The organism is Oerskovia gallyi, assembly GCF_014836745.1.
Taxonomy (GTDB): domain Bacteria; phylum Actinomycetota; class Actinomycetes; order Actinomycetales; family Cellulomonadaceae; genus Oerskovia; species Oerskovia paurometabola.
On the sequence record NZ_JACSQE010000017.1, the window covers coordinates 13,362 to 36,620 of the forward strand.

At 71.7% G+C, this 23,259-nt stretch carries 23 protein-coding genes and 1 tRNA gene; 13 read left to right on the top strand and 11 right to left on the bottom strand.

The window, feature by feature from the left end; genetic code table 11:
* Positions 1–370 precede the first annotated feature (370 nt).
* Complete coding sequence (locus tag H9640_RS17820; RefSeq protein WP_191792119.1) at positions 371–1,048, top strand: PAS and ANTAR domain-containing protein; 678 nt, start codon at positions 371–373, stop codon at positions 1,046–1,048.
* Positions 1,049–1,059: 11 nt separating this feature from the next.
* On the opposite strand, the gene H9640_RS17825 is transcribed toward H9640_RS17820, so the two are convergent.
* Positions 1,060–1,131: transfer RNA gene (locus H9640_RS17825), tRNA-Lys, on the bottom strand.
* A 133-nt stretch (positions 1,132–1,264) separates the two neighbouring features.
* Entirely contained in the window at positions 1,265–1,900 is a 636-nt protein-coding gene (locus H9640_RS17830) for a class I SAM-dependent methyltransferase (protein WP_318243831.1), read from the bottom strand.
* Positions 1,901–2,206: 306 nt separating this feature from the next.
* On the opposite strand from H9640_RS17830, the gene H9640_RS17835 reads away from it, so the two are divergent.
* Entirely contained in the window at positions 2,207–2,491 is a 285-nt protein-coding gene (locus H9640_RS17835) for an iron-sulfur cluster biosynthesis family protein (RefSeq protein WP_191792120.1), read from the top strand.
* A gap of 229 nt (positions 2,492–2,720) precedes the next feature.
* Here H9640_RS17835 and H9640_RS17840 read toward each other — a convergent pair whose 3' ends face one another.
* Both H9640_RS17840 and H9640_RS17845 read right to left on the bottom strand, forming a co-directional pair.
* A complete protein-coding gene (locus H9640_RS17840) occupies positions 2,721–3,098 on the bottom strand; it encodes a DoxX family protein (protein ID WP_191792121.1) in 378 nt (125 codons plus the stop codon).
* A 69-nt stretch (positions 3,099–3,167) separates the two neighbouring features.
* Positions 3,168–3,914: a M50 family metallopeptidase gene (locus H9640_RS17845; protein ID WP_191792122.1), complete on the bottom strand. Its 747-nt coding sequence runs from the start codon at positions 3,912–3,914 to the stop codon at positions 3,168–3,170.
* Positions 3,915–4,476: 562 nt separating this feature from the next.
* On the opposite strand from H9640_RS17845, the gene H9640_RS17850 reads away from it, so the two are divergent.
* Both H9640_RS17850 and msrB read left to right on the top strand, forming a co-directional pair.
* On the top strand, positions 4,477–5,901 hold the full coding sequence (locus tag H9640_RS17850) for a DEAD/DEAH box helicase (protein WP_204810308.1): 1,425 nt from the start codon (positions 4,477–4,479) through the stop codon (positions 5,899–5,901).
* A 202-nt stretch (positions 5,902–6,103) separates the two neighbouring features.
* Positions 6,104–6,553, top strand: coding sequence for a peptide-methionine (R)-S-oxide reductase MsrB (gene msrB, locus H9640_RS17855; RefSeq protein WP_051703022.1), 450 nt, complete (start codon positions 6,104–6,106; stop codon positions 6,551–6,553).
* A 45-nt stretch (positions 6,554–6,598) separates the two neighbouring features.
* Here msrB and H9640_RS17860 read toward each other — a convergent pair whose 3' ends face one another.
* From H9640_RS17860 to H9640_RS17875, 4 genes are all read right to left on the bottom strand, one after another.
* Positions 6,599–7,051, bottom strand: a complete 453-nt coding sequence (locus tag H9640_RS17860; protein WP_191792124.1) for a DUF2809 domain-containing protein — start codon at positions 7,049–7,051, stop codon at positions 6,599–6,601.
* Between the two features lies 1 nt (position 7,052).
* Positions 7,053–7,529 (bottom strand): MarR family winged helix-turn-helix transcriptional regulator, encoded by a 477-nt coding sequence (locus tag H9640_RS17865; protein ID WP_318243832.1) that lies wholly within the window; start codon positions 7,527–7,529, stop codon positions 7,053–7,055.
* Between the two features lie 120 nt (positions 7,530–7,649).
* The gene (locus tag H9640_RS17870) at positions 7,650–9,305 is read right to left on the bottom strand and encodes an MDR family MFS transporter (RefSeq protein WP_225227435.1); all 1,656 of its coding nucleotides are present in this window, start codon (positions 9,303–9,305) and stop codon (positions 7,650–7,652) included.
* A 132-nt stretch (positions 9,306–9,437) separates the two neighbouring features.
* Positions 9,438–9,956 carry a MarR family winged helix-turn-helix transcriptional regulator gene (locus H9640_RS17875; RefSeq protein ID WP_191792125.1) on the bottom strand — a complete coding sequence of 173 codons (519 nt, stop codon included), beginning with the start codon at positions 9,954–9,956 and terminating at the stop codon, positions 9,438–9,440.
* Between the two features lie 257 nt (positions 9,957–10,213).
* Between H9640_RS17875 and H9640_RS17880 the strand changes: the two genes are divergently transcribed.
* The 9 genes from H9640_RS17880 to H9640_RS17920 all read left to right on the top strand — a co-directional run bounded on the left by H9640_RS17880 (position 10,214) and on the right by H9640_RS17920 (position 18,882).
* Positions 10,214–10,813 (top strand): hypothetical protein, encoded by a 600-nt coding sequence (locus H9640_RS17880; RefSeq protein ID WP_191792170.1) that lies wholly within the window; start codon positions 10,214–10,216, stop codon positions 10,811–10,813.
* 474 nt (positions 10,814–11,287) lie between these two features.
* The gene (locus H9640_RS17885; RefSeq protein WP_030151734.1) at positions 11,288–11,908 is read left to right on the top strand and encodes a DUF47 domain-containing protein; all 621 of its coding nucleotides are present in this window, start codon (positions 11,288–11,290) and stop codon (positions 11,906–11,908) included.
* A gap of 5 nt (positions 11,909–11,913) precedes the next feature.
* Positions 11,914–12,918: an inorganic phosphate transporter gene (locus tag H9640_RS17890; protein WP_138826192.1), complete on the top strand. Its 1,005-nt coding sequence runs from the start codon at positions 11,914–11,916 to the stop codon at positions 12,916–12,918.
* Between the two features lie 617 nt (positions 12,919–13,535).
* Positions 13,536–13,913 (top strand): peptidase inhibitor family I36 protein, encoded by a 378-nt coding sequence (locus H9640_RS17895; RefSeq protein WP_191792126.1) that lies wholly within the window; start codon positions 13,536–13,538, stop codon positions 13,911–13,913.
* Positions 13,914–13,936: 23 nt separating this feature from the next.
* On the top strand, positions 13,937–14,812 hold the full coding sequence (locus H9640_RS17900; protein WP_191792127.1) for a hypothetical protein: 876 nt from the start codon (positions 13,937–13,939) through the stop codon (positions 14,810–14,812).
* Positions 14,809–15,558, top strand: a complete 750-nt coding sequence (locus H9640_RS17905) for a hypothetical protein (RefSeq protein WP_191792128.1) — start codon at positions 14,809–14,811, stop codon at positions 15,556–15,558. The genes H9640_RS17900 and H9640_RS17905 overlap by 4 nt, the downstream gene beginning before the upstream one ends.
* Positions 15,555–17,012, top strand: coding sequence for an efflux RND transporter periplasmic adaptor subunit (locus H9640_RS17910; protein WP_191792129.1), 1,458 nt, complete (start codon positions 15,555–15,557; stop codon positions 17,010–17,012). Before H9640_RS17905 ends, H9640_RS17910 begins: the two co-directional genes overlap by 4 nt.
* Positions 17,009–17,710: an ABC transporter ATP-binding protein gene (locus H9640_RS17915; protein WP_191792130.1), complete on the top strand. Its 702-nt coding sequence runs from the start codon at positions 17,009–17,011 to the stop codon at positions 17,708–17,710. Before H9640_RS17910 ends, H9640_RS17915 begins: the two co-directional genes overlap by 4 nt.
* Positions 17,707–18,882, top strand: a complete 1,176-nt coding sequence (locus tag H9640_RS17920; protein WP_191792131.1) for an ABC transporter permease — start codon at positions 17,707–17,709, stop codon at positions 18,880–18,882. Before H9640_RS17915 ends, H9640_RS17920 begins: the two co-directional genes overlap by 4 nt.
* A gap of 34 nt (positions 18,883–18,916) precedes the next feature.
* On the opposite strand, the gene H9640_RS17925 is transcribed toward H9640_RS17920, so the two are convergent.
* The 3 genes from H9640_RS17925 to mshD are packed head-to-tail and all read right to left on the bottom strand — an operon-like array spanning position 18,917 to position 23,252.
* Positions 18,917–19,939, bottom strand: coding sequence for an NUDIX hydrolase (locus tag H9640_RS17925; protein ID WP_191792132.1), 1,023 nt, complete (start codon positions 19,937–19,939; stop codon positions 18,917–18,919).
* Positions 19,936–22,269 carry an RNA degradosome polyphosphate kinase gene (locus H9640_RS17930; protein ID WP_225227437.1) on the bottom strand — a complete coding sequence of 778 codons (2,334 nt, stop codon included), beginning with the start codon at positions 22,267–22,269 and terminating at the stop codon, positions 19,936–19,938. Before H9640_RS17930 ends, H9640_RS17925 begins: the two co-directional genes overlap by 4 nt.
* Positions 22,266–23,252 (bottom strand): mycothiol synthase, encoded by a 987-nt coding sequence (gene mshD, locus H9640_RS17935; protein WP_191792133.1) that lies wholly within the window; start codon positions 23,250–23,252, stop codon positions 22,266–22,268. Before mshD ends, H9640_RS17930 begins: the two co-directional genes overlap by 4 nt.
* Between the last annotated feature and the right edge of the window lie 7 nt (positions 23,253–23,259).

Genomic DNA, 23,259 nt, shown 5'->3' on the forward strand with positions numbered 1-23,259 from the left:
GCGACGGCAGGAGCTCGGCCGATTGCCCGGGTGAGCGGGGAGCGGGGAGCGGGTGAGATCGGCAGGAGTGCGTCCGATTGCCCGCCATCCGAACGCGGTTCGTCAACCCGCGCCGGTTGGGGGTAATGTCTTCCTCGGTGGCGCGAAGTACCCCCTGCATCGCGCCACCACCTAACGTTCACGAAGCCCCCGTCCGGCCCCGGCCGACGGGGGCTTCGTCGTTCCCCGACCCGCACGACCGCGAGCCTGCCCACGCGCCGGCGCTCCGCCGTCGGGACGCTGTCCTCGCTGGTGAGGCAACGGATCCGGGCTAGTATCACCGAGGAGTCTGGAAGTAGGCCCGCTCCTTTCCCATGCCCTGGGGGCCTACTTGACCACTTCGTACAACCCGTCTCGCCGGTTCGACCCCGAGCTCGCCGAGGCCCTGCTGCGCGGCGCACCGCAGATCGTCGGCCAGTTCATCCTCGACCTGTCCGACCAGAGCTGGTGGTGGTCCGACGAGCTGTACGCCATGCACGGCTTCCGGCCCGGCGAGATCATGCCCACGACCGCGCTCATGCTCGCGCACAAGCACCCCGAGGACCGCGAACGGGTCGAGGACGTCCTGCTCGCCGCCGTCACCACCGGTGACCCCTTCAGCTCGGTCCACCGCATCGTCGACGCGCTGGGACGCACCCGGACGCTCGGCGTGGTCGGGCGCGGGCGCCTCGACCGCCGCACGGGAGAGACGACGCACGTCTCGGGCTACTTCATCGACCTCACGACGACACAGCGCGAGCTCGCCCAGCGCGAGGCCACGGCCGCGATCCGGGCGTCCTCCGCGAGCCGCTCGACGATCGAGCAGGCCAAGGGCGCCGTCATGGCGATCTACGGGCTGCCCGCCGACGAGGCGTTCGACCTCATGTGCCACCACTCGAGCGTGAACAACGAACCGCTGCGCGACCTGTCCCGGCGGCTCGTCGCCGAGCTCACCGTCGGAGGGGGCGAGGGCGCGATGCGGCGAGCCGACCTCGACCGGTTCTTCGAGGGGAAGCGGCCCGTGCGGTGAGATCAGGACGGTGGGCCCCGTGGGACTCGAACCCACAACCTACGGATTAAAAGTCCGCAGCTCTGCCATTGAGCTAGAGGCCCGGGCACCGTGCGCGCGCCTCGTCCGAGGCGGCACCAAGGCCCGCGCAGAGTCTACGCGCCGAGCCCCTGCCCACGGCGACCCGACCACGAGTGGTGAGCGGCGTCGTCGGGCCGGGGAAGCCCCGGCGGAGCCTCAGCGCGGGACGCGCGCGAGGACGTCGAAGACGTGCCAGTGCTTGGGGCCGCTGAACGACTCGCCGTCCTCGTCCTCCTCGCGGACCTCGACGACGTCGAGCCCGTCGAACAGGGCCTCGGCCTCGGGGCGCGTCAGGAAGGTCCCGTCGATCGTCCCCGCGAACGAGTCGTGCACGCCGAACAGGTTCACCGCCAGCCACGCGCCAGGGCGCAGCGCGCGGCGGATCTCGGCCCAGACGCGCGGGAAGTCGTCCGGCGACGCGTACGGCAGCGAGTACCCGGCATAGAGGAGGTCGGCGGGTGGCAGCACCAGGTCGGCGAACGGCACGACGGGGACGCTCAGCGCGTCTCCCCCCTCGCCGCCCGCGGTGGCTCGGACGAGCGACGGGGTGGCCGGGTCGCCGTCGACCGCGTGGACACGCCACCCCGCAGCCAGCAGCGCGGCGGACTCGACGCCCGCGCCGCACCCCAGGTCGATCGCCTGCCTGCCCGCTCCCGGACCCGCGAGCGCCATCACCTCGCGGCACAGAGCCCGGACGCCGCGGCCCGGCTGGGCGGCGTTGTAGACGGCCCATGCTCCCACCGGCGCCCGACGGCCGGGGTCGAGTGCGGAGTAGTTGTCGTGAAACGGCACGATGCACGACAACTACTCCGCACTCAACGGCGGCCCGACGGCGGCCCGACGGCGGCCCAGCGGCGGCCCGACGGCGGCCCAGCGGCGGCGGCCGCGGGGGCCCGCGCCTCCCGCGGGCGCGGACCCTAACCCGATCCGCGAGGGCTTGTCGCGCTCGATCCCATTTTTTGAGAGACACGCCGTGAATCAGTCCCTGGCCTTGCGATCGGGCCCGATCCTTGTTTGGTTGGAGGCAACCGAAAGGCGCACGCCGAGGGTTCGTCGCAAGACTGCCCGTGCGTCCCCAGGCAACCGAGAGGAGCTTCCATGCTCACCCTGACCGACAACGCCCGCGATGCAGTCCAGGACCTCACCACGCGGGCCGGAGTGCCCGACGGTGGCGGACTCCGGATCGCCGAGTCGGCGCCGCAGTCCGGCGACTTCGAGCTGGCCCTCGTCCCGAGCCCGCAGCCCGACGACACGGTCGTCGAGAGCGGCGACGCACGAGTCTTCGTCGAGCCGACCACCTCGATCGCGCTCGCGAACCTCACGCTGGACACGGACCCTCGTGCGACCGAGGGCCCCGGGTTCGTCCTCACGCCGCAGGCCTGACCGGCCCGCGCCGCAGGCCTGACCGGCCCGGCACCACCTGCGGGGCCTGACAGCCCGCACCACGTCTCGACCGGTTGCGCGGCCCGCCCGTCCCGGGAGCCGACCCCCCTCCTCCTCGGAAGGTTCCCGGCCCGGCCAGGGCTACGCACCCGATCACCACGACGGGCCGTCCGCGAACAGCGGGCGGCCCGTCGTCGTGCGCTCTGACGACGTCGACGGCGAAGGGCGCTCAGCCGCGCCGCGCGACTCCCAGCGCCCACGCCACGAGCGGCACCTGGACCGGCAGGCGTCCCCACGCCACCACGGGCCTGCGGGCCCACGACCGGGCGCCGGGGTGCGAGTCGAGCGCCATCTTCACGTTCCCGGGGAAGACGCCCACCAGCAGCGCGGCGCTCGCGAGGCCCCCGGCGCGACGCGTGGCCGGGACGAGCAGCGCCGTCGCGCACGCCAGCTCGGCCACGCCGCTCCACGTGACCCACGGGCGCGGGTCCCCGAGAGCGTCGGGGATCAAGGGCTCGAAGACCTGCGGACGCACCAGGTGCACGACGCCGGACGAGCCGAGCAGCGCCGCGAGCGAGACGGCGGAGGACGCGGGGGAGAGAGCCATGTCCCGATGCTAGGCAGGGTGGGTGAGGCTCGCCCTGGGACCGTCACCCGCTGCGGTGGGCCAGCAGGCTCACGCAGCCGCCGGCGACACGATCCAGTACCCGCCCAGCACAGCGGCTCCGACGGTCACGAGCAGGAACACCCCGACCCACACGAGCCCGGGGATGCCGGTGAGCCGCGCGAGCATGTCGGCGTCGGACTGGCGGGCCTTGCCGCGGCTGCGGGAGATCTGCAGCTCCAGGACGGGCCGGATCGCGCCCAGCAGCAGGAACCACGTCACGGCGTACGCGACGGCGCTCTGCACGGGCGGCGTCGCGGCCCACGACACGACGACGAGCGCCACGCCGCTCACCAGCACGGACCACAGGCCGAACCAGTTGCGGATCTGCAGCAGCATCAGGGTCAGCAGCAGCACGAGGAGCCACAGGAGCCCGACGGCGTAGCCCGCCCGCAGCAGCGCGGCCGCCCCGAGCCCCACGAGGCCCGGGCCGACGTAGCCCATGAAGGCCGTGAGGACCATGCCGAAGCCGCGCGGCTTGCCGTAGGAGACCGTCAGGCCCGACGTGTCGGAGTGCAGGCGGATGCCCGTCAGACGCCTTCCGGTGAGCAGGGCCGCGATGGCGTGCGCGCCCTCGTGCGCGATCGTCACGACGTGCCGGGCGACCCGCCACACGGGCGTGAACACCACGACGATCAGCGCGACGAGCGACATCGACAGCACGACCGCGGAGGCCGGTGCGGGCACGGGGGTCGTGGCCGCCGACCAGATCTGACCGATGACGTCGCCCACGGAGCTCATGAAGTCCACGGGCGACATTCCACCACGCCCGCAGGTGCGGGACGTGCGAGGTCCGGGCGAGCTCCTGGGCGAGCCACCGGGGAGGTGAGGGATCGGTGAGGGATGTGGAGACGTCGATCACCATCGACGCACGCGCGCCCCAGTCATGAGAGAGTGGGGACCGTGGCTGCGCATCTCTGCGCGCCCAGCGTCGTGGAGTTCCCTGGATTTCTTGCGGCGAACCCCGACCCTACGCCCGAGAGGCAAACCCTTGAACAACCCCATTCGTGCTGCCGTGCGCCCGAACGCCGCAGCCCCCCGTACCAGCTCGTCGCAGGGACAGCAGTCCCGCGACACCAACCGCCCGGCTCGTGACGACCGGGCCCGCCCGGCCCGCGACGAGCGCGACAACCGCGACTCGCGTCCCGCCAAGGTGACCCGTGACGGTCGCCCGGTCCGTGAGCGCGACTCGCGCGACGGCCGCGGCGCCGGCCAGGGCCGCCCTGCCGGTGGCAACCGTGAGCAGCGCGCTCCCCGCGAGCAGCGCGAGCAGCGTCCCGCCGTGGAGCGTTCGTCGGTCCCGACCGTCGTGCCCGAGGGCCTGACGTTCGCCGACTTCGCGATCCCGACCACGGTGGTCCGTGAGCTCTCGAGCCAGGGCATCGAGTCGCCGTTCCCCATCCAGGTGGCCTCGCTGCCGGACACGCTCAAGGGCCGCGACGTCCTGGGCCGTGGCCGCACGGGCTCGGGCAAGACCCTCGCGTTCTCGCTGCCGGTCGTCACGCGCCTGTCCCAGTCGGACACGCGCCGTGCCGCTCGTCGCCCCCGCGCCCTGGTCCTGTGCCCGACGCGTGAGCTCGCGAACCAGATCAACGCCACGATGGAGCCGCTCGCGAAGGCCCTGGGCCTGAACACGACGACCATCTTCGGTGGCGTCGCGCAGAGCCGCCAGGTCAGCGCCCTGAACGCGGGCGTCGACATCGTCATCGCGTGCCCGGGCCGCCTCGAGGACCTCCTCAACCAGCGCGTCCTGTCGCTCGACGGCATCGAGATCACGGTCCTCGACGAGGCCGACCACATGGCCGACCTGGGCTTCCTGCCCGGCGTCAAGCGCATCATGGACAAGACCCCGACGCGCGGCCAGCGCCTGCTGTTCTCCGCGACGCTCGACAACGGCGTGGACCAGCTCGTCAAGCGGTACCTGAGCAACCCGGTGAGCCACTCGGTCGACTCGGCCGAGTCGCCCGTCTCCAACATGACGCACCACATCTTCGCGGTCCGTGACGCGGACGCGAAGAAGGACGTCGTGCAGCAGCTCGCGTCGGGCACGGGCCGTCGTGTCCTGTTCACGCGCACCAAGCACCAGGCCAAGAAGCTCGCGAAGCAGCTCACGGCCCAGGGCATCCCGTCGGTCGACCTGCACGGAAACCTCGGCCAGGGCGCGCGTGAGCGCAACCTCGAGGCGTTCTCGAACGGTTCGGTCCGCGTGCTCGTCGCGACCGACATCGCGGCGCGCGGCATCCACGTCGACGAGATCGAGCTGGTCGTGCACGTCGACCCGCCGGCCGAGCACAAGGCGTACCTGCACCGCTCGGGCCGTACGGCTCGCGCCGGCTCCGAGGGCGTCGTCGTGACCGTCATGCTCCCCGAGCAGCGCAGCGACGTGAAGGACCTGACCCGCAAGGCGAAGATCACGGCGCAGCCGCAGCCCGTCGCCCCCGGTGACGCGGCGATCACGTCGCTCGTCGGCGAGGTCGCCGAGTACGTGCGCCCCGCGGACATCACGCCGCCGCAGACGCAGGCCCGTCGTGGCACGCCGTCGCGCAACGGTGGGACGCGTGCGACGCGGACGTCGGCCCCGGCCAAGTCCGCAGGCCCGACGGCGCAGCGCGCCCAGGGTGGTCGCGGCCAGTCGGCGCAGGGCGGCGAGGGTGGCGCTGGTGCGCAGGCTCGTCGTCGTGGCGGTCGCGGTCGCGCGCAGCGCGGTGGCGGCTCGGCGACGGTGTACTCGTCGTCGTCGTACTGACGGACGCGCTCGTCCGCTCGCCCGCCGAGCGTGACGGGTTCCGTCGCCGAGGGTGACGACGTGCTTGAGGACCCCGGTGGTGATCTTCGGATCATCACCGGGGTCCTCTGCGTCCCGGCGGAAGCGCCCCGTCACCCTCGGCGGCAGGACCGTCCGGGAACAGCCGGAGACCCGGCACGGTTGTCGCTGTCGGAGGTGGAGCATGACCAACGAGACCCACGACACGACCGGAAGCCTGTTCTCGCAGAAGGTGTATCCGGTGGCCAAGCCCGACGCCCAGTGGCGAGAGGAGCTGGCTCCTGACGAGTACGCGGTGCTCCGGCAGGCCGGTACCGAGCGCCCCTGGACCGGCGAGCTCCTCGACGAGAAGCGCGAGGGCGTCTACCGGTGCCGGGCCTGCGGGCACGAGCTGTTCCGGTCGGACACCAAGTTCGACTCGCACTGCGGGTGGCCGAGCTTCTACGCGCCCAAGGAGTCGGACGCGGTCGAGCTGATCCAGGACCGGAGCCACGGCATGGTCCGTACCGAGGTGCGGTGCGCCAACTGCGGCTCGCACCTGGGTCACGTGTTCGACGACGCGCCGCAGACCCCGACGGGCGACCGGTTCTGCATGAACAGCCTCAGCCTGACGTTCGAGGACGCCGGCGCCTGAGCCCGCGGCACTGCAGCACCTGTCAGAACGAGCGTGACCTCGAGGTCACGCTCGTTCTGACACCTCCGACGTCCTGACACCTGCGAGGGTGTCGAGGCCGACCGCGAGCAGCACGCCCACGAGGTAGAGCACCAGGTCGCGCGCGTTGAAGGTGCTCCCGAGCACCCACGCGGCCGCGGGCACGACGTCCAGCACGGCCGCCACGACAGGCGTCGCCTGCAGGACCTCGACGAGCCAGCACCACGCGAGCGCCACGGTCCCGGCCACCCACGGCCGCAGCCGAGGGGCCACGAGCACGAGCGCCACGTAGACCGCGACGGCGTACAGCAGGTCCCCGACCACGTCACCGACGGGGTCGGGGACCTGCGTCGTCACCACGAGGCCCAGCGCGACCACGGCCGCGAGGAGGGCCAGGACGCGGAGGCGGCTGCGCCGTCGGGCAGACCACGCCGGGGGCGCGACGCCCGGCCGCCCCGTCGGCGCGTCACCCGACGTCATGTCAGCGCGACGCCTGCCAGCGCACGACGTCCTCCGAGTACCGGTGGAGCAGGGCGGCGAGGGCCGCGACGTCGTCGGGCGACCAGTCGCTCAGGGCCTGGGAGATCGAGTCGACGCGACGCTCGTGCGTGGTCCGCAGCAGCGTCTCCCCGGCCTCGGTGAGCGTGATGATCTGGCCGCGGGAGTCCTCGGGGTCGACCTCGCGGTCCACCATCCCGACCGACTCGAGCCGGGCGAGCTGCCGCGAGATCGTCGCGCGCCCCACCCCGAACTGCTGCGCGAGGTCCGACCCGCGCACGCCCGGGTTAGCCCAGATGTGGGCGAGCAGCGGGTACGCGCTCGCGTCGAGGTCGGGGTGGATGCGCTTGGCCATCGCGTTCGCGGACGAGCCCGCTCGGCGCGTCAGGACGCGGAGCTCGCGTTCGAGCGCGTAGAGCGGCGACTCGTCGGCGGGGGGCGTGGTGGGCGTTGAGGACACAGTCGGCTCCGGCTGGTCGGTCGGCGAGGGCGGGATCACACGCCCCATCATGGCGTGCGGCGGGGCCGCCGTGGAACACGCATCCACGACGGCCCCGGGTGAGGTCCTGCGAGAAGGAGGTCAGCGCGAGGTGCTGCCCCCACGAGCGGGGCTGTCCCCGGCCCCCGTGAGGACCGAGCCCTCGGCGGCCGCGAAGTCGCCCTCGTGCTCCTGCTCGATCTCGTCGGTCAGGTCGGGCAGGCCGGCCGCGAGCTCGCGCTCGAGGCGCTCGTCGAGACCGGACTTGGTGCCGAGCGGGACCTCCTTGAGGAACAGCACGCAGATCAGGCCGATGACCGCGAGGGGCACGGCCACGAGGAAGATCTCCGCGATGCCCTCGCCGTACGAGCGCTCGACGAGGTCGCGCATCGGGGCGGGGAGCGTCGAGACGTCCGGCACGGTGCCGCCCGTCCCGTCGCTCGGCACGCCCATCTTGGCCAGGCCCTCCTGGATGGAGCTCGTGACCTTGCTCGCGAGGACCGCACCCAGGACGGAGACGCCGATCGCTCCGCCGAGCGTGCGGAAGAACGCGACGGTCGAGGTGCCGGCGCCCATCTCCGAGACGTCCAGGGTGTTCTGGACCGCGAGCACGAGGTTCTGCATGAGCATGCCCATGCTCGCGCCCAGGAAGAACAGGTAGACGCTGATGAGCACGAAGCTCGTGTGGTAGTCGATCGTCGACAGCGCGAACAGCGACCCGACGAGCAGCACGCCACCCGTGACCATGAAGGCCTTGTAGCGGCCGGTGCGCGTGATGAGCTGCCCGATCAGGGTCGAGGCGATGAACGTCCCGACGATCATCGGGATGGTCAGCAGACCCGACTCGGTCGCCGTCTTGCCGCGCGCGACCTGCATGTACTGGCTGAGGAAGACCGCGGTGCCGAACATCGCGACGCCGACCGCGACGCTCGCGAGGACCGCGAGGACGAACGTGCGGTTCTTGAACAGGTGCAGCGGGATGATGGGCTCGACCGCGCTCTTCTCGACGAGGACGGCCGCGACCAGGGCGAGCAGCGACCCGATCACCATGACGGCGCTCTGCCACGAGACCCACTCGAAGTTGTTGCCCGCGAACGTGACCCACAGCAGCAGGGTCGAGACGCCGACGCTGATGAGCAGCGCACCCCAGTAGTCGATCTTCACGACGCGGCGGGGGATGGGCGGCAGGTGCAGCGTGCGCTGCAGCACGACGATCGCGGCGATCGCGAACGGCAGGCCCACGAAGAAGTTGAGGCGCCAGCTCACGGTGTCGGTCAGGACACCGCCGAGGAGGGGGCCGCCGATCTGGCTCACGGCCATGATCGCGCCCATGAGGCCCATGTACTTGCCGCGCTCGCGCGGGGAGATGATGTCGGAGATGAGGACCATGGCGAGCGCCATGAGCCCACCGGCACCGATGCCCTGGAGGGCGCGGAACGCGATGAGGGTGCCGACGTTCTGCGACAGGCCCGCGAGGGCCGACGCGACGACCGAGACGACCAGCGCGAGCTGGATGAGGACCTTGCGGTTCGTCAGGTCGGCGAGCTTGCCCCAGATGGGGGTCGAGATGGTGGTCGTCAGCAGGGTCGCGGTGACGACCCAGGTGAACGACGACTGCGACCCGTTCAGGTCGTTGATGATCTTGGGCAGCGAGCTCGAGACCACGGAGGTCGCGAGGATCGAGACGAACATCCCGAGGAGGATGCCGGACAGTGATTCCAGCACCTCTCTGCGGGTCATGGTGGTGGTTGCGCTCATACGGGACTCACATTCATAGGTCGTGCTTTGTCGTCGAGACGTCATAGCGGTGCCCGACGGCGGAGGCCGGGACGGGTGGGCGGGTCGCCCTGGGCGGTAGTTCTGGGGCGCGAGGCGCGAGGGGGCGGGTCGTCAGGCGCGCGAGAGCGCCTCGGTGAGGCGTCCGAGCTGGTCGATCGAGGCGCGCAGGTCCTCGGCGGTCCAGCCGGCGAACGTCTCGGCCGTGCGGCTCATGAGGAGGCGGAAGGTCTCGTCGACCTTCTCCCTGCCCTCGGGCGTGAGCGTCACGCTGCGGGCACGTCGGTCGTCGTCGCACGCCGTCCGCTCGACCAGTCCTGCGTCGACGAGGTGCGTCACCTGTCGGCTCGCGACCGACAGGTCGACCTTGAGGTGGTGCGCGAGCTCGGTGACCTGGAGGGGGCCGCAGCGCTGCAGGAGGCGCAGCGCACCGAGCGATGCCCGGGGGAAGTCCAGCTCGCGCGCGAGGCGGGCCGAGACCTCGCGCTGGGCGCGGTTGAGCTCCTCGAGGGCGACCGTGAGCTCCTTGACGGGCAGGTCGAGGACGTGGCTGTGGGGGGTGCTCAGTGGCGTCGAGGGGTCGGCCGTCAGGGTGGCGGGGGCGTCGAGGGAGGGGATGGGGGAGAGGGGCACGCGAGAGAACTCCTTAGTTGCTGCAAGCAACCATAAACCCAGATGGTTGCTGAAGGCAATAGTTGCAGCGAGCATGTTGTCGGGACGCTTGTACCGGAGCGAGGGTCGGGTCGGCCGTCGGCCGTCGGCCGTCGACCGCGGCCCGGCGACGACCAGTCACCTGTGCACCCGCCCCGCGCTCCGCCGTCGGGCACCCTGCGTACGATCGAGAGGTGAGCGAACAACCGACACCCAGTCACCGTCCGCGCCGCCCCGCGATGCTCGACCCGCGCGAGGCCGACGAGCTCCCCGGCGACCTCGACCCCGCGCTGCGGGACCAGATCGCCCACACGACCGCCGCCGCGATCGTGCACGGCGCGCGCGCCGCCGAGGACCCCCAGGTCGTCGACCGCCTCATCCGCCTCGTCGAGACCGAAGGCCTCGACGTCGTGTCCGGCCTCTGGGCCGACTCGGCCCCCGCGACCCTCCCCGGCGCGCTCTGGCGCCTGTACGTCCTGCGCGAGTGGGTGCGCCGTGACCCGCAGACCGTGGCGCTGCGCTACCGTCTCGGCGTCGACGCGGCCCCCGTCCAGGAGGTCGTCGCCGGCGTCGTCAGCCCGCCCGGACCCGAGGACGTGCGAGAGCTCGCCGACGCCGTGCTCTCGGGCGTCTTCGCCGGCGACCTCGCCGTGGCCCTCGAACGAGCCGCCGCGTTCTGCCGCATCCTCGCCACGGGCGCCGCGTTCGACGCCGACGCGCGCGAGGCCGGCGACCCCGACTCCGCGCTGCGCATGACGCGCGGCGCCTCGTCGCTGCTGCGCACGGCCGAGGAGCTCGAGCACTCCGCCGCGCTGTGGCGGGCCGACAAGCTCGACTGACGCGGCGCCGTCGGGCTGCTCCGCGTTCCCCGAGCGTCGGGACCCCGGGGCCCGCTCCACGGCTCGACGGGCCCTGTGACCTGCGGGTTCGAAGCCTCCGGGACGCGGGCGTACGATGGTTCACGACGTCGGGTCGCGGTAGCCCCGGGCTCCAACATCAGCCGCTTCGAGCGGCCTTCGCGCCGACAGGCGCTCCCGGCCCGGCGTCGCTCCCACCACGACGTGAGCACCGTCCGGCCTGCCCTTTCGAGGCCCTCGGCGGCTCCCGCCGGTCGCCGCGAGCGATTGAACGTTCAGGCGACAGTTCGGTTACATTTGACGAGCGTTAGAGATGCGTTAACGCGCCCTCTCGGCGCAACTCACCACAGCGTCACCTTCCAACAGAACACCTGTGACATCCGGGTGACGATCGCTTCGTGCGGTCGTCATCTGCCTGTGAAAACCCACCAGCGTCCAGCCCTTTCGGAGCCTCCCGTGCGCTTGCGCCTCACCCCGCGCGATACCTCGTTCTTCGACCTCCTCGCCGACTCCGCTCAGCACCTGGTCACCGGGGCGAACCTCCTGGCCGAGCTGCTCGGCGCAGACCGCCCGACCCGCAAGGAGCTCGCCAAGAAGCTCGCGGAGACCGAGCACCTGGCCGACGACGCGACGCACACCATCATGCGACGCCTCAACCAGACCTTCGTCACGCCGTTCGACCGCGACGACATCTACGGGCTGGCCTCCGCGCTCGACGACTGCATGGACTACATGGAAGAGGCCGCGGACCTCATCGTCCTGTACAAGATCGAGGAGCTGCCCGCCCGCGTCGGCGAGCAGGTCCAGGTCCTGCAGCGCGCGGCCGAGCTGACCGCCGAGGCGATGCCGCGCCTGCGCTCGCTCAACGACCTCGCCGAGTACTGGGTCGAGGTCAACCGCCTCGAGAACCAGGCCGACAAGATCCACCGCAAGCTCCTCGCCGAGCTCTTCGACAACGTCTCCGACCCGATCCTCCTGATCAAGCTCAAGGAGGTCATCGAGATCCTCGAGCAGGCCGCCGACGCGTTCGAGAAGGTCGCGAACATGGTCGAGACCATCGCGCTCAAGGAGTCCTGAGCCCCGTGGAATTCGCTCTGGTCGTCCTCGTCGTCGCGCTCGCGCTGAGCTTCGACTACACGAACGGATTCCACGACGCGGCCAACGCGATCGCCACATCCGTCTCGACGAGGGCCCTCACGCCGCGCGCCGCGCTCATCATGGCGGCAGTCATGAACTTCGCCGGCGCACTCCTGGGGACCGAGGTCGCCGAGACCATCGCGACCTCGATCGTCGACCTCGAGGACGTGCCACCGCACACGGCGCTCGTCGTGGTGCTGTGCGCCCTGGTCGGCGCGATCGTGTGGAACCTCATCACGTGGTGGTTCGGGCTCCCGTCGTCCTCGACGCACGCGCTCATCGGCGGCCTCGTGGGCGCCGGGCTCGCGGGCGGGCTCGCGATCTACGGCGCCTCGATCGTCGACAAGGTCGTCCTGCCGATGATCTTCTCCCCGCTCGTGGGCTTCGGCCTCGCGTTCATCGTCATGGTCGGCCTGCTGTGGGCGTTCCGCCGCGCGGCCCCCTCCAAGACCACGCGCCGCTTCCGCCTCGCGCAGACCGTGTCCGCCGCGGCCATGGCCCTGGGCCACGGCCTGCAGGACGCGCAGAAGACCATGGGCGTCATCTTCATGGCGCTCCTGACGGTCGGCTGGGCAAGCCCCGACGAGGGCATCCCGCTGTGGGTCAAGCTCGCCGCGGCCGCCGCGATCTCCGCCGGGACCTACTCGGGCGGCTGGCGCATCATGCGGACCCTCGGCCGCAAGATCATCGAGCTGGACCCGGCGCGCGGGTTCGTCGCCGAGTCCGTCTCCGCGATCGTGCTCTACGTCAACGCGTTCGCGCTGCACGCCCCGGTCTCCACGACGCACACCATCACGTCCGCGATCATGGGCGTCGGCGCGACCAAGCGCCTGTCGGCCGTGCGGTGGGGCGTCGCCAAGAACATCGGCATCGCGTGGGTCCTGACGATCCCCGCCGCCGCGCTCGTGGCCGCGATCATGTACTGGATCCTGTCGCCGATCCTGCTCTGAACCGACCAGGTCGCCGGGCGGTGCGTCGCGGTCCGCGCGACCGGGAGCGCGACGCTCGGCGACCTGGTCCAGAGCGGCCGCCCCTGAACGACGACGCCGGACGCCGGGCGCAGGGCCGGCCCGGCAGCGCGTCGCTCACGTCGGCGTGCACCCTTCCCGTATCGCGAGCCGAGGGCACGCCCGGGGCGTGTCTCCCTCGGGGAGAGCATCGTGAGCAGCGGTGTCGCTCGGTGCGCGCCGTGCCGCCCGAATGCCCCGTCGTGCCGCCCGAATCCCCGTCGTGTTGCCCGGTCGCCGCGCCGTGGGGCCCGCGGCCGCGCCGTGCGACGCCCTCTTCCGCTCGTCGCCGTGTCCCAGGTGGTCGGACGGCATCTCTTCTTGCTCCGGACCATGCTCGTGGCAGGTGCGAGCTTTTCCGTGACGAAGTGAAGCAGAATGTGTCCTTGACACGCTCTGAAGGGGCCCAATAGGCTTCCCGAGGTCGCCAACGAATGGCTCCGAAACTTCACTACCGGTCGGTCATTATTGGGACTTCTCCGGACGCCCGCCGGCACAGTTGACGTGCCGGATCGCTCTCGGAGATCTTTTGTTCACTCGATACATTTGGGGGATATCGTATGCGCAAGATCAGCAAGCTCATGGCCGCAGCAGCAGTCGCTGCCGCCATCGGAGGGGGTGGCGTCATCGCCGCCGCGCCCGCCTCGGCCTCGTCCGACTGTGCCGCCGGGTATGCGTGTGCATGGGAGCACGCGAACTACAACCCGGGCAACGTCGGCAAGAAGGTGTCGTTCCAGTACGGGATCCCCGACATGCGGAACTTCGGGTTCGACGACATGGCCAGCTCGCTCAAGAACAGTGGACGTACGTCCAACGCCGCCTGGTCCCAGGACCTCAACTACACCGGTAGGACCTGGGTCCTGAACCGTGGCTACGTGTCGTCGGACCTGGCCGGCTCGTGGCTCCAGGACTCGATCACGTCGGCACGGTTTATCTGAGACGCGACGGTTCCGTGAGGTCTGTGCGACTCACGGCCGGGTGCGCCCTCGCCGTCCTGCTGCTCTCCGGGTGCTCCGGAGCGGCGGCAGGCGGCGAGGCCGCGTCCGGCCGGTTCGACTCACCCTTCGCCCTCCCGCTCGAGAGTCGTTTCGTCGACCTCGCGCTCTACGGTGCTGCGGTCGACGCATTCATGGCTGAATGCATGGCGGAGTCCGGGCTGGAATACACGGTGGGGACATGGGACGTGAATCAGCCCGCGGTGCACGCGTTCAGCGCTCTGGGGTATCCGAACCTCGAGCGGGACGTTATCGAAGAATTCGGCTATCGGGCGCCGAGGGACCCGCGTTTGATCGAGCCGCCGGCTGATCTTTCCGGGAGTATTCCACCCGGTGAGGAAGAGAGATACGCGAAAGCACAGCAGGCGTGCACGGAGGAGTCCCGCGGGCCCGTGCCGGATATCGCGTCCCCCGCCAACGTGCTGCTGCAGCTCAACGCCAAGAGTCAGGACATGGCCCTGGAGGACCAGCGCATCCGCATCACGACGAGCGTCGAGCGGTGGCGTGAGTGCGTCGTGAAGGCGGATCCGCCGGTCGGCGACGCGGGCGGCACGCCCCTCGACTTTCGGGTCTCGGTGCTGAAGACCGTGGACGCCCGTGAGGGCTGGGCGGGAACCGGTGACTCCCACATGCGGCCGGCGCCCGTCGACGAGGTCGAGGCGGCGAGGATCGACGTGGGGTGCAGGCAGCAGTCAGGTTATGACGAGGCGTTCTTCTCGGCCGTCGGTGAGGCGCAGGAACGCCTCGTCACCGAGCATGGAGAAGTACTCGAAGGGGTGGAGGACTCGATGAACGAGATCCAGCTGGCGATTGACCACTACGTGCTCGAGGGGCAGAAGTGAGGGCGGGCGCGCGCGGTCGTGCCGCGGCCCGGTCGGGCCTCGTCGGGACCCTGGGGCTCGTGCTGCTGCTGAGCGCCTGCTCCTCGACCTCGGACGGGGTCGCCTCGTTGGAGGAAGAGGGCGGCGGCGCCGTGCGCGGGGGGTACGCCGACGAGAAGACGGCGGACTACGCGGACTGCCTGACGGACGTCGGGTTGAGCGTGCACGCCGAGACCGAGGGCTCGTTCAAGGGGTTCCTCGTGATCGAGGGAGCCCAGATCCTCGGAGACACGGACACCTCGCCGATCGGAGTCGACGGGGAGGACCGGGACGCGGACATCAAGAAGTGCCGTGCCGAGTTCTCCGGCGCGAAGGACCTGCTCGACGCGTCCACCACGGTCGACCTCCCCGTCGAGGACACGCTCGTCGACGACGACGTGGCCGCGGCGAGCCGGGCGTGGGCCCAGTGTGCCCGCGACGCCGGGTTCGCGATGATCGCCGACCCGGTCGTGGACATGGTGGTCATCCCCGAGGGGCTCACGGTCGAGCAGGCGCAGCAGCTCGGCAGCGCGTGCTCGAAGCCGATCGCCGACGCGGGCGACCCCACGCCCCACTTCGACTACCAGGCCGCCGTGAAGGTCGAGGGCGGCGGGCTGGACATCGCACCGTACATGAAGGCGATCGAGGGACCGATCTACGCGAACGTCACGAGTGGGGGACCTCCGAGCGGGGGAGCGCCGTCCGACGGCGGCACGGAGGCCCCGTGAAGCGGATCGCCAAGCTCGTCATCGCCTTCAGCACGCTCGGCGTGATCGGCGCGGCGACGCTCGGCGGGACGTGGCTCGCCGGGGCGGACGAGGACGAGAAGAAGGCGTCGACCGAGGTGCGCACCGCCGTCGTCGAACGCGGTGCGCTCTCGGCGGGCATGCGGCTGACGGGGAACCTGACCCGCGGGGCGGTCACGCAGCTGTCCGGCTCCGGGGAGGGCGTCCTCACGGCCCTCCCCGCGGCCGGGGCGGAGATCGCGGCCGGGCAGGTGCTCTACGAGGTGGACGGGAGGCCGGTCTTCCTCCTGACCGGGACGACCCCCCTGTGGCGGGCGCTCAAGCTCGGGGACGCCGGCCCGGACGTGCTCATCCTCAAGTCCTCGCTCGCGGCCCTCGGCCACGACGTCGGCGATGCCTCCTCCGACGTCTACGACACCAAGACCTCGGACGCCGTCGCAGCCCTCTACCGTGCCGCCGGCAAGACGCCACCCTCGGAGACGAGCGAGGGCAAGAAGTCCGTCGATGACGCGCAGGCCGGACTGGTCGCCGCCAACCAGGGGGTGGTGACCGCGAAGAAGGCGCTCTTCGCCGCGGACGTCCGGCCCGACGCGCTCACCATCGCCCAGGCGGACGCCGCTGTGGCCGACGCCGCGACGGCGCTCGACGAGGCAGCCGCGAGCGGCGCGAGCACCACGCTCCCGCAGGCGCAGCTCGATGCCGCGAAGAAGGCGCGCAAGGCACTCGACGCGCCGCCCGACCTGACCGTGCAGAAGCAAGCCGTCAAGGACGCCGAGCAGCAGGTCGTGGCAGCGAAGAACACGCTCGCGGTCGCTCGTGCGCAGTCCGTGGGGCCCGGCCAGGTGACCGTGCTGAGCTCTCCCTCCATCCGGGTCGAGAAGGTCGCGGGCCGCCTCGGAGGGGCGGCCAACGCCGACATCGCGCAGTGGACGGGCATGACGACGTTCGTCGAGGCGCCCGTGACGGCGTCCCAGCAGGCCGCGCTCTCGATCGGCGGCGTCGTCCAGGTCCGTGTCCCCTCCGGAGACGTGCTCGAGGGGACCATCGCGGCCGTAGGCTCGGCGCCCGGTGCCTCGGCGGACGCCGACGCCGGTGACGGCGAGGAGGGCGACGGCGGTGGAGGCGCAGCAGGTACGGGCGGGGACGGCGCAGGGGCCAAGACGGTCCTGCGGGTGGACATCGCCGACCAGGCGGCAGCTGCCCCGCTCGCGGGGTCCGCGGTCACGATCGAGGTGTCGACCGACGTCGCGGAGGACGCGCTCATCGTCCCGGTGACCGCGTTGCTCGCGCTCGCCGAAGGGGGCTACGCCGTCGAGCGCGTGACGAAGGGCGGTCGTGTGGAGCTCGTCGCCGTGGAGCTCGGGCTCATCGCGGAGGCACGGGTCCAGGTCTCCTCGGACGCGCTCGAGGCGGGCGACCGGGTGCAGATCCCGTGACGACGGACGGCGCCCCGGCCATCGCGATCCGTGACGTCACCAAGGAGTTCCCCACAGGGGGCGGAACCTTGCGTGTGCTCCACGGGATCGACCTCGAGATCGGCCCGTCCGAGCACGTCGCGGTCGTCGGGCCGTCGGGGTCCGGGAAGTCGACGCTCCTGTCCATCATGGGCACCCTCGAGAGCCCGACCACGGGAGACGTCGTCGTGGGCGGTCGATCGACCGCGACGATGACAGACGGCGACAAGGCGGCCCTGCGGTCGCGGGCCTTCGGGTTCGTCTTCCAGCAGTTCCACCTCATCGGACACGTGAACGCCACCCGGAACGTCGAGCTCGGTCTGCTGTACGCCGGGTTCGCGCCCAAGGAACGTCACGAACGAGCACGGCACGCCCTCGATCGCGTGGGGCTCGGCTCCCGCACCGACCACCGACCGGGGCAGCTCTCGGGCGGTGAGCAGCAGCGTGTGGCCGTGGCCCGAGCACTCGCGCACGACCCACAGGTGGTGTTCGCCGACGAGCCGACCGGCGCCCTCGACCAGGCGACGGGCGCGTCCGTCATGGAGCTCTTGCGGGGCCTCAGCGGGACGGCGCTCGTCGTCATCACGCACGACGAGACGATCGCCGCGTCGTTGCCCCGGCTCGTCCGCGTGCGCGACGGGCGGATCGAGCAGGACGTCCGCCAGGGGACGCTCGCATGACGACGCGCCTGTCCTTCGCCGACATGGTCGGCACAGCGACGCTCGGCCCGAGGTCGCGTCCCCTGCGAGCCCTCCTGTCGATCCTCGGGATCGGGATCGGGATCGCCACTCTCGTCGCGGTCATGGGAATCGCCGGAACCAACCAGGCGCACACGCGGGCACAGCTCGAGGCCCTCGGGTCCAACGTGCTCGAGGTCGCGCCCGGCGACGGCCCGGACGGGGTCGTCCCGCTCCCCGACACCGCCTCGGAGATGATCCGCCGGATCGGACCCGTCGAGGGCGCCGCAGCGACCCGGGACCTCAAAGGCCTGCACGCGTACCGTACGGACCTCGTCCCCGGGACCATGGGCAACGGGCTCACGGTCGCGGCCGTCGAGCCGGAGCTCGCGGTCACGATGGACCTGACTCTCGCCGACGGCAGGTGGTTCGACGAGTCGACCTCGGCGCTGCCGGCAGTCGTCCTCGGGTCCTCGACCGCCCGACTGCTCGGGGTGTCCAGCATCGGGCAGCGGGTCTGGATCGGCGACGCCTGGTACGGGGTGCTGGGGATCCTCTCGCCCTCGCAGCTCGCGCCCCAGCTCGACACGAAGGCCCTGATCGGTGACCGGTGGGCCCTGGCCAACGTCGACGAGGCGGCGATCACCACGATCTACGTCCGCACGCGCAGCGGTGAGGCGACCACGGTCCGACCCGTGATCCCCGCCACGGCGAACCCCGCCGCACCGTTCGCCGTGAAGGTGGGGGCGCCGTCCCGGCTGGAGAAGGCGCAGACCGCTGTCGACGGCTCGTATCGGGCGCTCGCGCTCGGACTCGCGACCATCGCACTCCTGGTCGGCGCGATCGGCATCGTGAACACGATGGTCATCGCCGTGCTCGAGCGGCGCGGAGAGATCGGCCTGCGCCGCGCCGTCGGCGCCCGGTCCGGGCAGGTGCGGCTCCAGTTCGTCGTCGAGGCGGCGCTGCTCGGGTTGGTCGGCGGTGTGGCGGGATCGGTGATCGGTGTGCTCGTGACGCTCGGCTACGGGATCGCCACCGGCATGTCGCCGAAGGTCGACCTGTGGGCGGGCGTGGTGGGGATCGTCCTGGCGGTGCTCGTCGGTGCAGCAGCCGGCGCCTACCCGGCGTCGCGTGCGGCCAAGCTCTCGCCGACGCAGGCCCTGCGCGGCGCGTGACGACGGTTGTCGGCCCGCTCTGGCACCCGCCGCGTCAGTGCAGCGGCGGTGCGACCTTCTCCGCCGCGAGCACCCTCGGGCCCTTGGCCGTGTCCGCGACGTGCGCGACCAGCATCTCGCCCGGCTCCAGGAACGGGTCCCTGCTCGGCAGCGCGTTCGCGACCGGTCGTCGCGAGTGCTGGCCCAGGACGTCGAGCACCGTGGGCAGCACGGGCCGGTGGGTGCACAGCACGGTCGACCGCTCGGACTCGAGGAGCTCGCGCACCGTGCGTGCGACGCGCGACGGCGACCGCTCGTGCTGGGCCTCGGACAGGTGGTCGATCGAGATCCGGTCCAGCCGCGCGGCCTCGGCGTACGGAGAGATGGTCTGCTCGCAGCGGTTCCACCGGCTCGTGACCACGGCATTGACGCCGTACGCCGCGAGCACGGGCACCAGGGCGGCCGACTGCGCGTGCCCCGCGGGCGTGAGGGGCCGGTCCTCCTCGGCGCCGTGCCACGCCGCGCGGGTCACGGCCTTGCCGTGGCGGGCGATCACGACCACGCGGGTCGCGAGCCGGTCCTGGGCGAACTCCTCGGCCAGCGCCGCGAGCGGCCCGCGGTCCGCCTTGCGGGTCACGCGCCGGGCCGCGTCCTCGACGCCGAGCCACATGGAGTCGTCGATCTCGTCGACGGACACCGGGGGCACGGGCGCACGCGCGGCGAGGGGGCCCGCGTCGCGGACCCGCTTGGCCTGCCGCGCGGCCCAGTAGTGCACGCGCTTCACACGGCCCTCGGGCGTGAGGTACTGGAGCCCCGGCAGCGGTACGCCGAGGACGACGGGCCTGCCCGTCTCCTCCGCGACCTCGCGCACCGCGGCCGTCTGGAAGGCCTCGCCCGGGTCGAGCTTGCCCTTGGGCCACGACCAGTCGTCGTAGCGCGGCCGGTGCACCAGCTTGACCTGGAGCTCACCGTCGCGCACCCGCCACACGAGCCCGCCCGCGGACTCGATCACGGGGGCGTGGGGGACGTGCGTGGGGCCGAGCGTGTCCACGAGCGGGGCGAACGAGGACGAGCTCATCGACCCATGCCCAGCCGCCGGCGTTGTCGGGTGATCAGGGTCGACTGGATGTCCATGAGCGGACCGTCGGGGCCGACCGCGTGCCGCTCCCACGACCCGTCGCTCTGCAGGTGCCACGAGGCCGTGCCGTCGTCCATCGAGACGTCGATGAGGTCGATCAGGTCCGAGACCTGCTGGGGGTCCACGAGCCGCACCAGGGTCTCGACGCGGCGGTCGAGGTTGCGGTGCATCAGGTCGGCCGACCCGATGAAGACCTCGGGCCCGGACTCGGGGCCGTCGGCGATCGCGGGCCCGCCCGAGTTGGCGAACGCGAAGATCCGCGAGTGCTCCAGGAACCGGCCCAGGATGGACCGGACCCGGATGTTCTCGCTCAGTCCGGGGACCCCGGGGCGGATCGCGCAGATCCCGCGCACCACGAGGTCGACCTTCACACCGGCCTGCGAGGCCCGGTACAGGGCGTCGATGATGGTCTCGTCGACGACCGAGTTGACCTTGAACTTGACCCACGCGTCGCGCCCCTCGCGAGCCGCGACGGCTTCGCGCTCGATCCGCTCGACGAGCCCCGAGCGCACCGAGCGGGGCGCGACGAGGAGCCGGTGGAACCGGGACTGGGGTGCGTAGCCGGAGAGCTGGTTGAACAGCCGCGTGAGGTCCTGGCCGACCTCGGGGTCCGCAGTGAGCAGCCCGAGGTCCGTGTACAGGCGTGCGGTCTTGGGGTTGTAGTTGCCCGTGCCGACGTGGCAGTAGCGCACGAGGCCCTCGGGCTCCTGGCGGACCACGAGCGAGAGCTTGCAGTGGGTCTTGAGCCCCACGATCCCGTACACGACGTGCACGCCCGCCTGCTCGAGCTTGCGGGCCCAGGAGATGTTGGCCTGCTCGTCGAAGCGGGCCTTGATCTCGACGAGCGCGAGGACCTGCTTGCCGGCCTCGGCCGCGTCGATCAGGGCGTCGACGATGGGCGAGTCGCCCGACGTCCGGTACAGCGTCTGCTTGATCGCGAGCACGTTCGGGTCGGCAGCAGCCTGCTGCAGGAACGTCTGGACCGACGTCGAGAACGAGTCGTACGGGTGGTGCAGCAGGATGTCGCGGTCGCGGATCGCGGCGAACACGTCGGTCGGGCTCGCGCTCTCGACCTCCGCGAGGAAGCGGTGCGTCGTCGGCACGAAGCGCGGGTAGTGCAGGTCCGCGCGGTCGAGGTCCGCGATGAGGTTGAGCCCCGTGAGGTCGAGCGGCGCGGCGAGCTTGAAGACCTCGTCGTCGGCGACGTCGAGCTCTCGCACGAGGAGCTGACGGATGCGAGGGCTGATCCCGTCGGCGATCTCGAGGCGCACGGGCGGGCCGAACCGGCGGCGCAGCAGCTCCTTCTCCATGGCCTGGAGCAGGTTCTCGGCGTCGTCCTCCTCGACCTCGACGTCCTCGTTGCGCGTCACGCGGAACGTGTGGTGCTCGCGCACCTCCATGCCGGGGAACAGGTGGTCGAGGTGCTGCGAGATGACGTCCTCGAGCGGCACGAACGACGTGGGGCCCTTGTCCGGGTCGGCGGCCTGCGAGCTGGGTGCGGACGGGCGCCCGCGCGAGTCGACCGCGATGAAGCGCGGCAGCAGCGGCGGCACCTTGACGCGCGCGAAGTGCTCCTTGCCCGTCGTCGGGTTGACCACGACGACCGCGAGGTTGAGCGAGAGCCCCGAGATGTACGGGAAGGGGTGCGCGGGGTCCACCGCGAGCGGCGTGAGGACGGGGAAGATCTGCTTGCGGAAGAACTTGTGCAGGCGCTCCTGCTCGCGCGTGTCGAGCTCTTCCCAGCGCAGCAGCGAGATGCCCTCGGTCGCGAGCGCGGGCTGCACCTGGTCGGAGAACACCGCGGCGTGGCGGGACATGAGCTCGTGCGCGCGCTCGCTGATCGCGTCGAGGACCTGGCGCGGGGTCAGCCCGGACGCGGCCGTGACCGCGAGGCCCGTCGCGATGCGTCGCTTGAGTCCTGCGACGCGGACCATGAAGAACTCGTCGAGGTTCGACGCGAAGATCGCGAGGTACCGCACGCGTTCCAGCAGCGGCTGCGACTCGTCCTCCGCGAGCTCGAGCACGCGCTGGTTGAACGAGAGCCAACTCAGCTCGCGGTCGGCGAAGCGGTCGGCCGGTAGGGGCGCGGCGTCGAGCACCTCCACGTCGATCGTGCCCGTGACCGGTTCCTCCTCGGCGATGTGCTCGGCGATGTGCGCCGCGAGCTCGGGGTCGAGGACGGCTCGCGGGCTGGACGCCCGGACGGCTTCCGGCTGCTGGTCCGGGCGCGCGGGGGTGCGGACGCCGGGACGGACGGTGGAGTCGGTCATGACTTCATGGTGGCATCACTCGGTGAACTTTGGGTGACGGGATTCACTGCCGGCGGGCCGTACTGGACGTCGACCGTGTCCTTGCCGAACCCCGCCCCGAGGTAGGTCCTCGTCGCGGCGGCGTTGTCGCCGTCGACGTAGAGGACGGCGCGGTCGAGCCCGCGCGCGGCGAGGTGCGCGAGCCCTACGGCGGTCAGCACCTTCCCGAGCCCCTGGCCCTGGGCGTCGGGGTCGACGCCGACGACGTAGATCTCGCCCTCGCGCACGTCTCCGGTCTGGTCGGTGGGCACCTTGGTCCACAGCGAACCGGCGAGCGAGCCGTCCGCGCGCTCGAGGAGGAAGAAGCCCTCGGGGTCGAACCAGTCCTCGGCGACGCGGGCGTCGAGGTCGGCCTGGTCGAGGCGGCCCTGCTCGGGGTGGTGCGCGAAGGCGCGCGCGTTGACGCGGAGCCACGCTGCGTCGTCGGGACCGGGGCGGAACGTGCGCAGGCTCAGGCCCGCGGGGACCTCAGGGCGCTCCCACGTCCCGGACCGCAGGTCGAGCCCCATCTTCCACAGCTCGCGCACGACGACGAGCCCCGCGTCGGCCGCGAACGCCCGCGCGGCGGGGAGGTCGCCGTGCGCCCACACGTGCAGGACGCCACCGTGCTGGCCTGGCTCGCCCGAGCGCGCGGGCAGGGTCGCGTCGCGCTGCGCGGTGCGCAGCAGCATGCGCCCGGTCCGACGGCGGCGCGCGGCCGGGTGCACCACGAGCTCGGCGCTCGCGACGTCGCCGCCGCGGTCGACCTGGGCGTACCCGGTGACCGTTCCCTCGTCGTCGTACGCGACGACGTGCGTGAGGTCCTCGTCGTCGACGCCCAGGCGCAGGAGGGGCTGCTCGGAGAGGGGGGCGACGCCGTCGGACTCCTGGGCGGCCGCGGCCAGGGCGCGGACCTCGTCCGCGGTGGCCAGGTCGAGCGGGCCGATCTCGAGGGGGGAGCGCATGGCTCCA

What these genes read in the sequence shown, in the direction of transcription:
- H9640_RS17835 (WP_191792120.1), top strand. Translation starts at nt 2,207, where the DNA reads ATGCTCACCCTGACCGACAACGCCCGCGATGCAGTCCAGGACCTCACC.
- H9640_RS17840 (WP_191792121.1), bottom strand. Translation starts at nt 3,098, where the DNA reads ATGGCTCTCTCCCCCGCGTCCTCCGCCGTCTCGCTCGCGGCGCTGCTC.
- H9640_RS17845 (WP_191792122.1), bottom strand. Translation starts at nt 3,914, where the DNA reads ATGTCGCCCGTGGACTTCATGAGCTCCGTGGGCGACGTCATCGGTCAG.
- msrB (WP_051703022.1), top strand. Translation starts at nt 6,104, where the DNA reads ATGACCAACGAGACCCACGACACGACCGGAAGCCTGTTCTCGCAGAAG.
- H9640_RS17860 (WP_191792124.1), bottom strand. Translation starts at nt 7,051, where the DNA reads ATGACGTCGGGTGACGCGCCGACGGGGCGGCCGGGCGTCGCGCCCCCG.
- H9640_RS17870 (WP_225227435.1), bottom strand. Translation starts at nt 9,305, where the DNA reads ATGAGCGCAACCACCACCATGACCCGCAGAGAGGTGCTGGAATCACTG.
- H9640_RS17880 (WP_191792170.1), top strand. Translation starts at nt 10,214, where the DNA reads ATGCTCGACCCGCGCGAGGCCGACGAGCTCCCCGGCGACCTCGACCCC.
- H9640_RS17895 (WP_191792126.1), top strand. Translation starts at nt 13,536, where the DNA reads ATGCGCAAGATCAGCAAGCTCATGGCCGCAGCAGCAGTCGCTGCCGCC.
- H9640_RS17920 (WP_191792131.1), top strand. Translation starts at nt 17,707, where the DNA reads ATGACGACGCGCCTGTCCTTCGCCGACATGGTCGGCACAGCGACGCTC.
- H9640_RS17925 (WP_191792132.1), bottom strand. Translation starts at nt 19,939, where the DNA reads ATGAGCTCGTCCTCGTTCGCCCCGCTCGTGGACACGCTCGGCCCCACG.
- H9640_RS17930 (WP_225227437.1), bottom strand. Translation starts at nt 22,269, where the DNA reads ATGACCGACTCCACCGTCCGTCCCGGCGTCCGCACCCCCGCGCGCCCG.
- mshD (WP_191792133.1), bottom strand. Translation starts at nt 23,252, where the DNA reads ATGCGCTCCCCCCTCGAGATCGGCCCGCTCGACCTGGCCACCGCGGAC.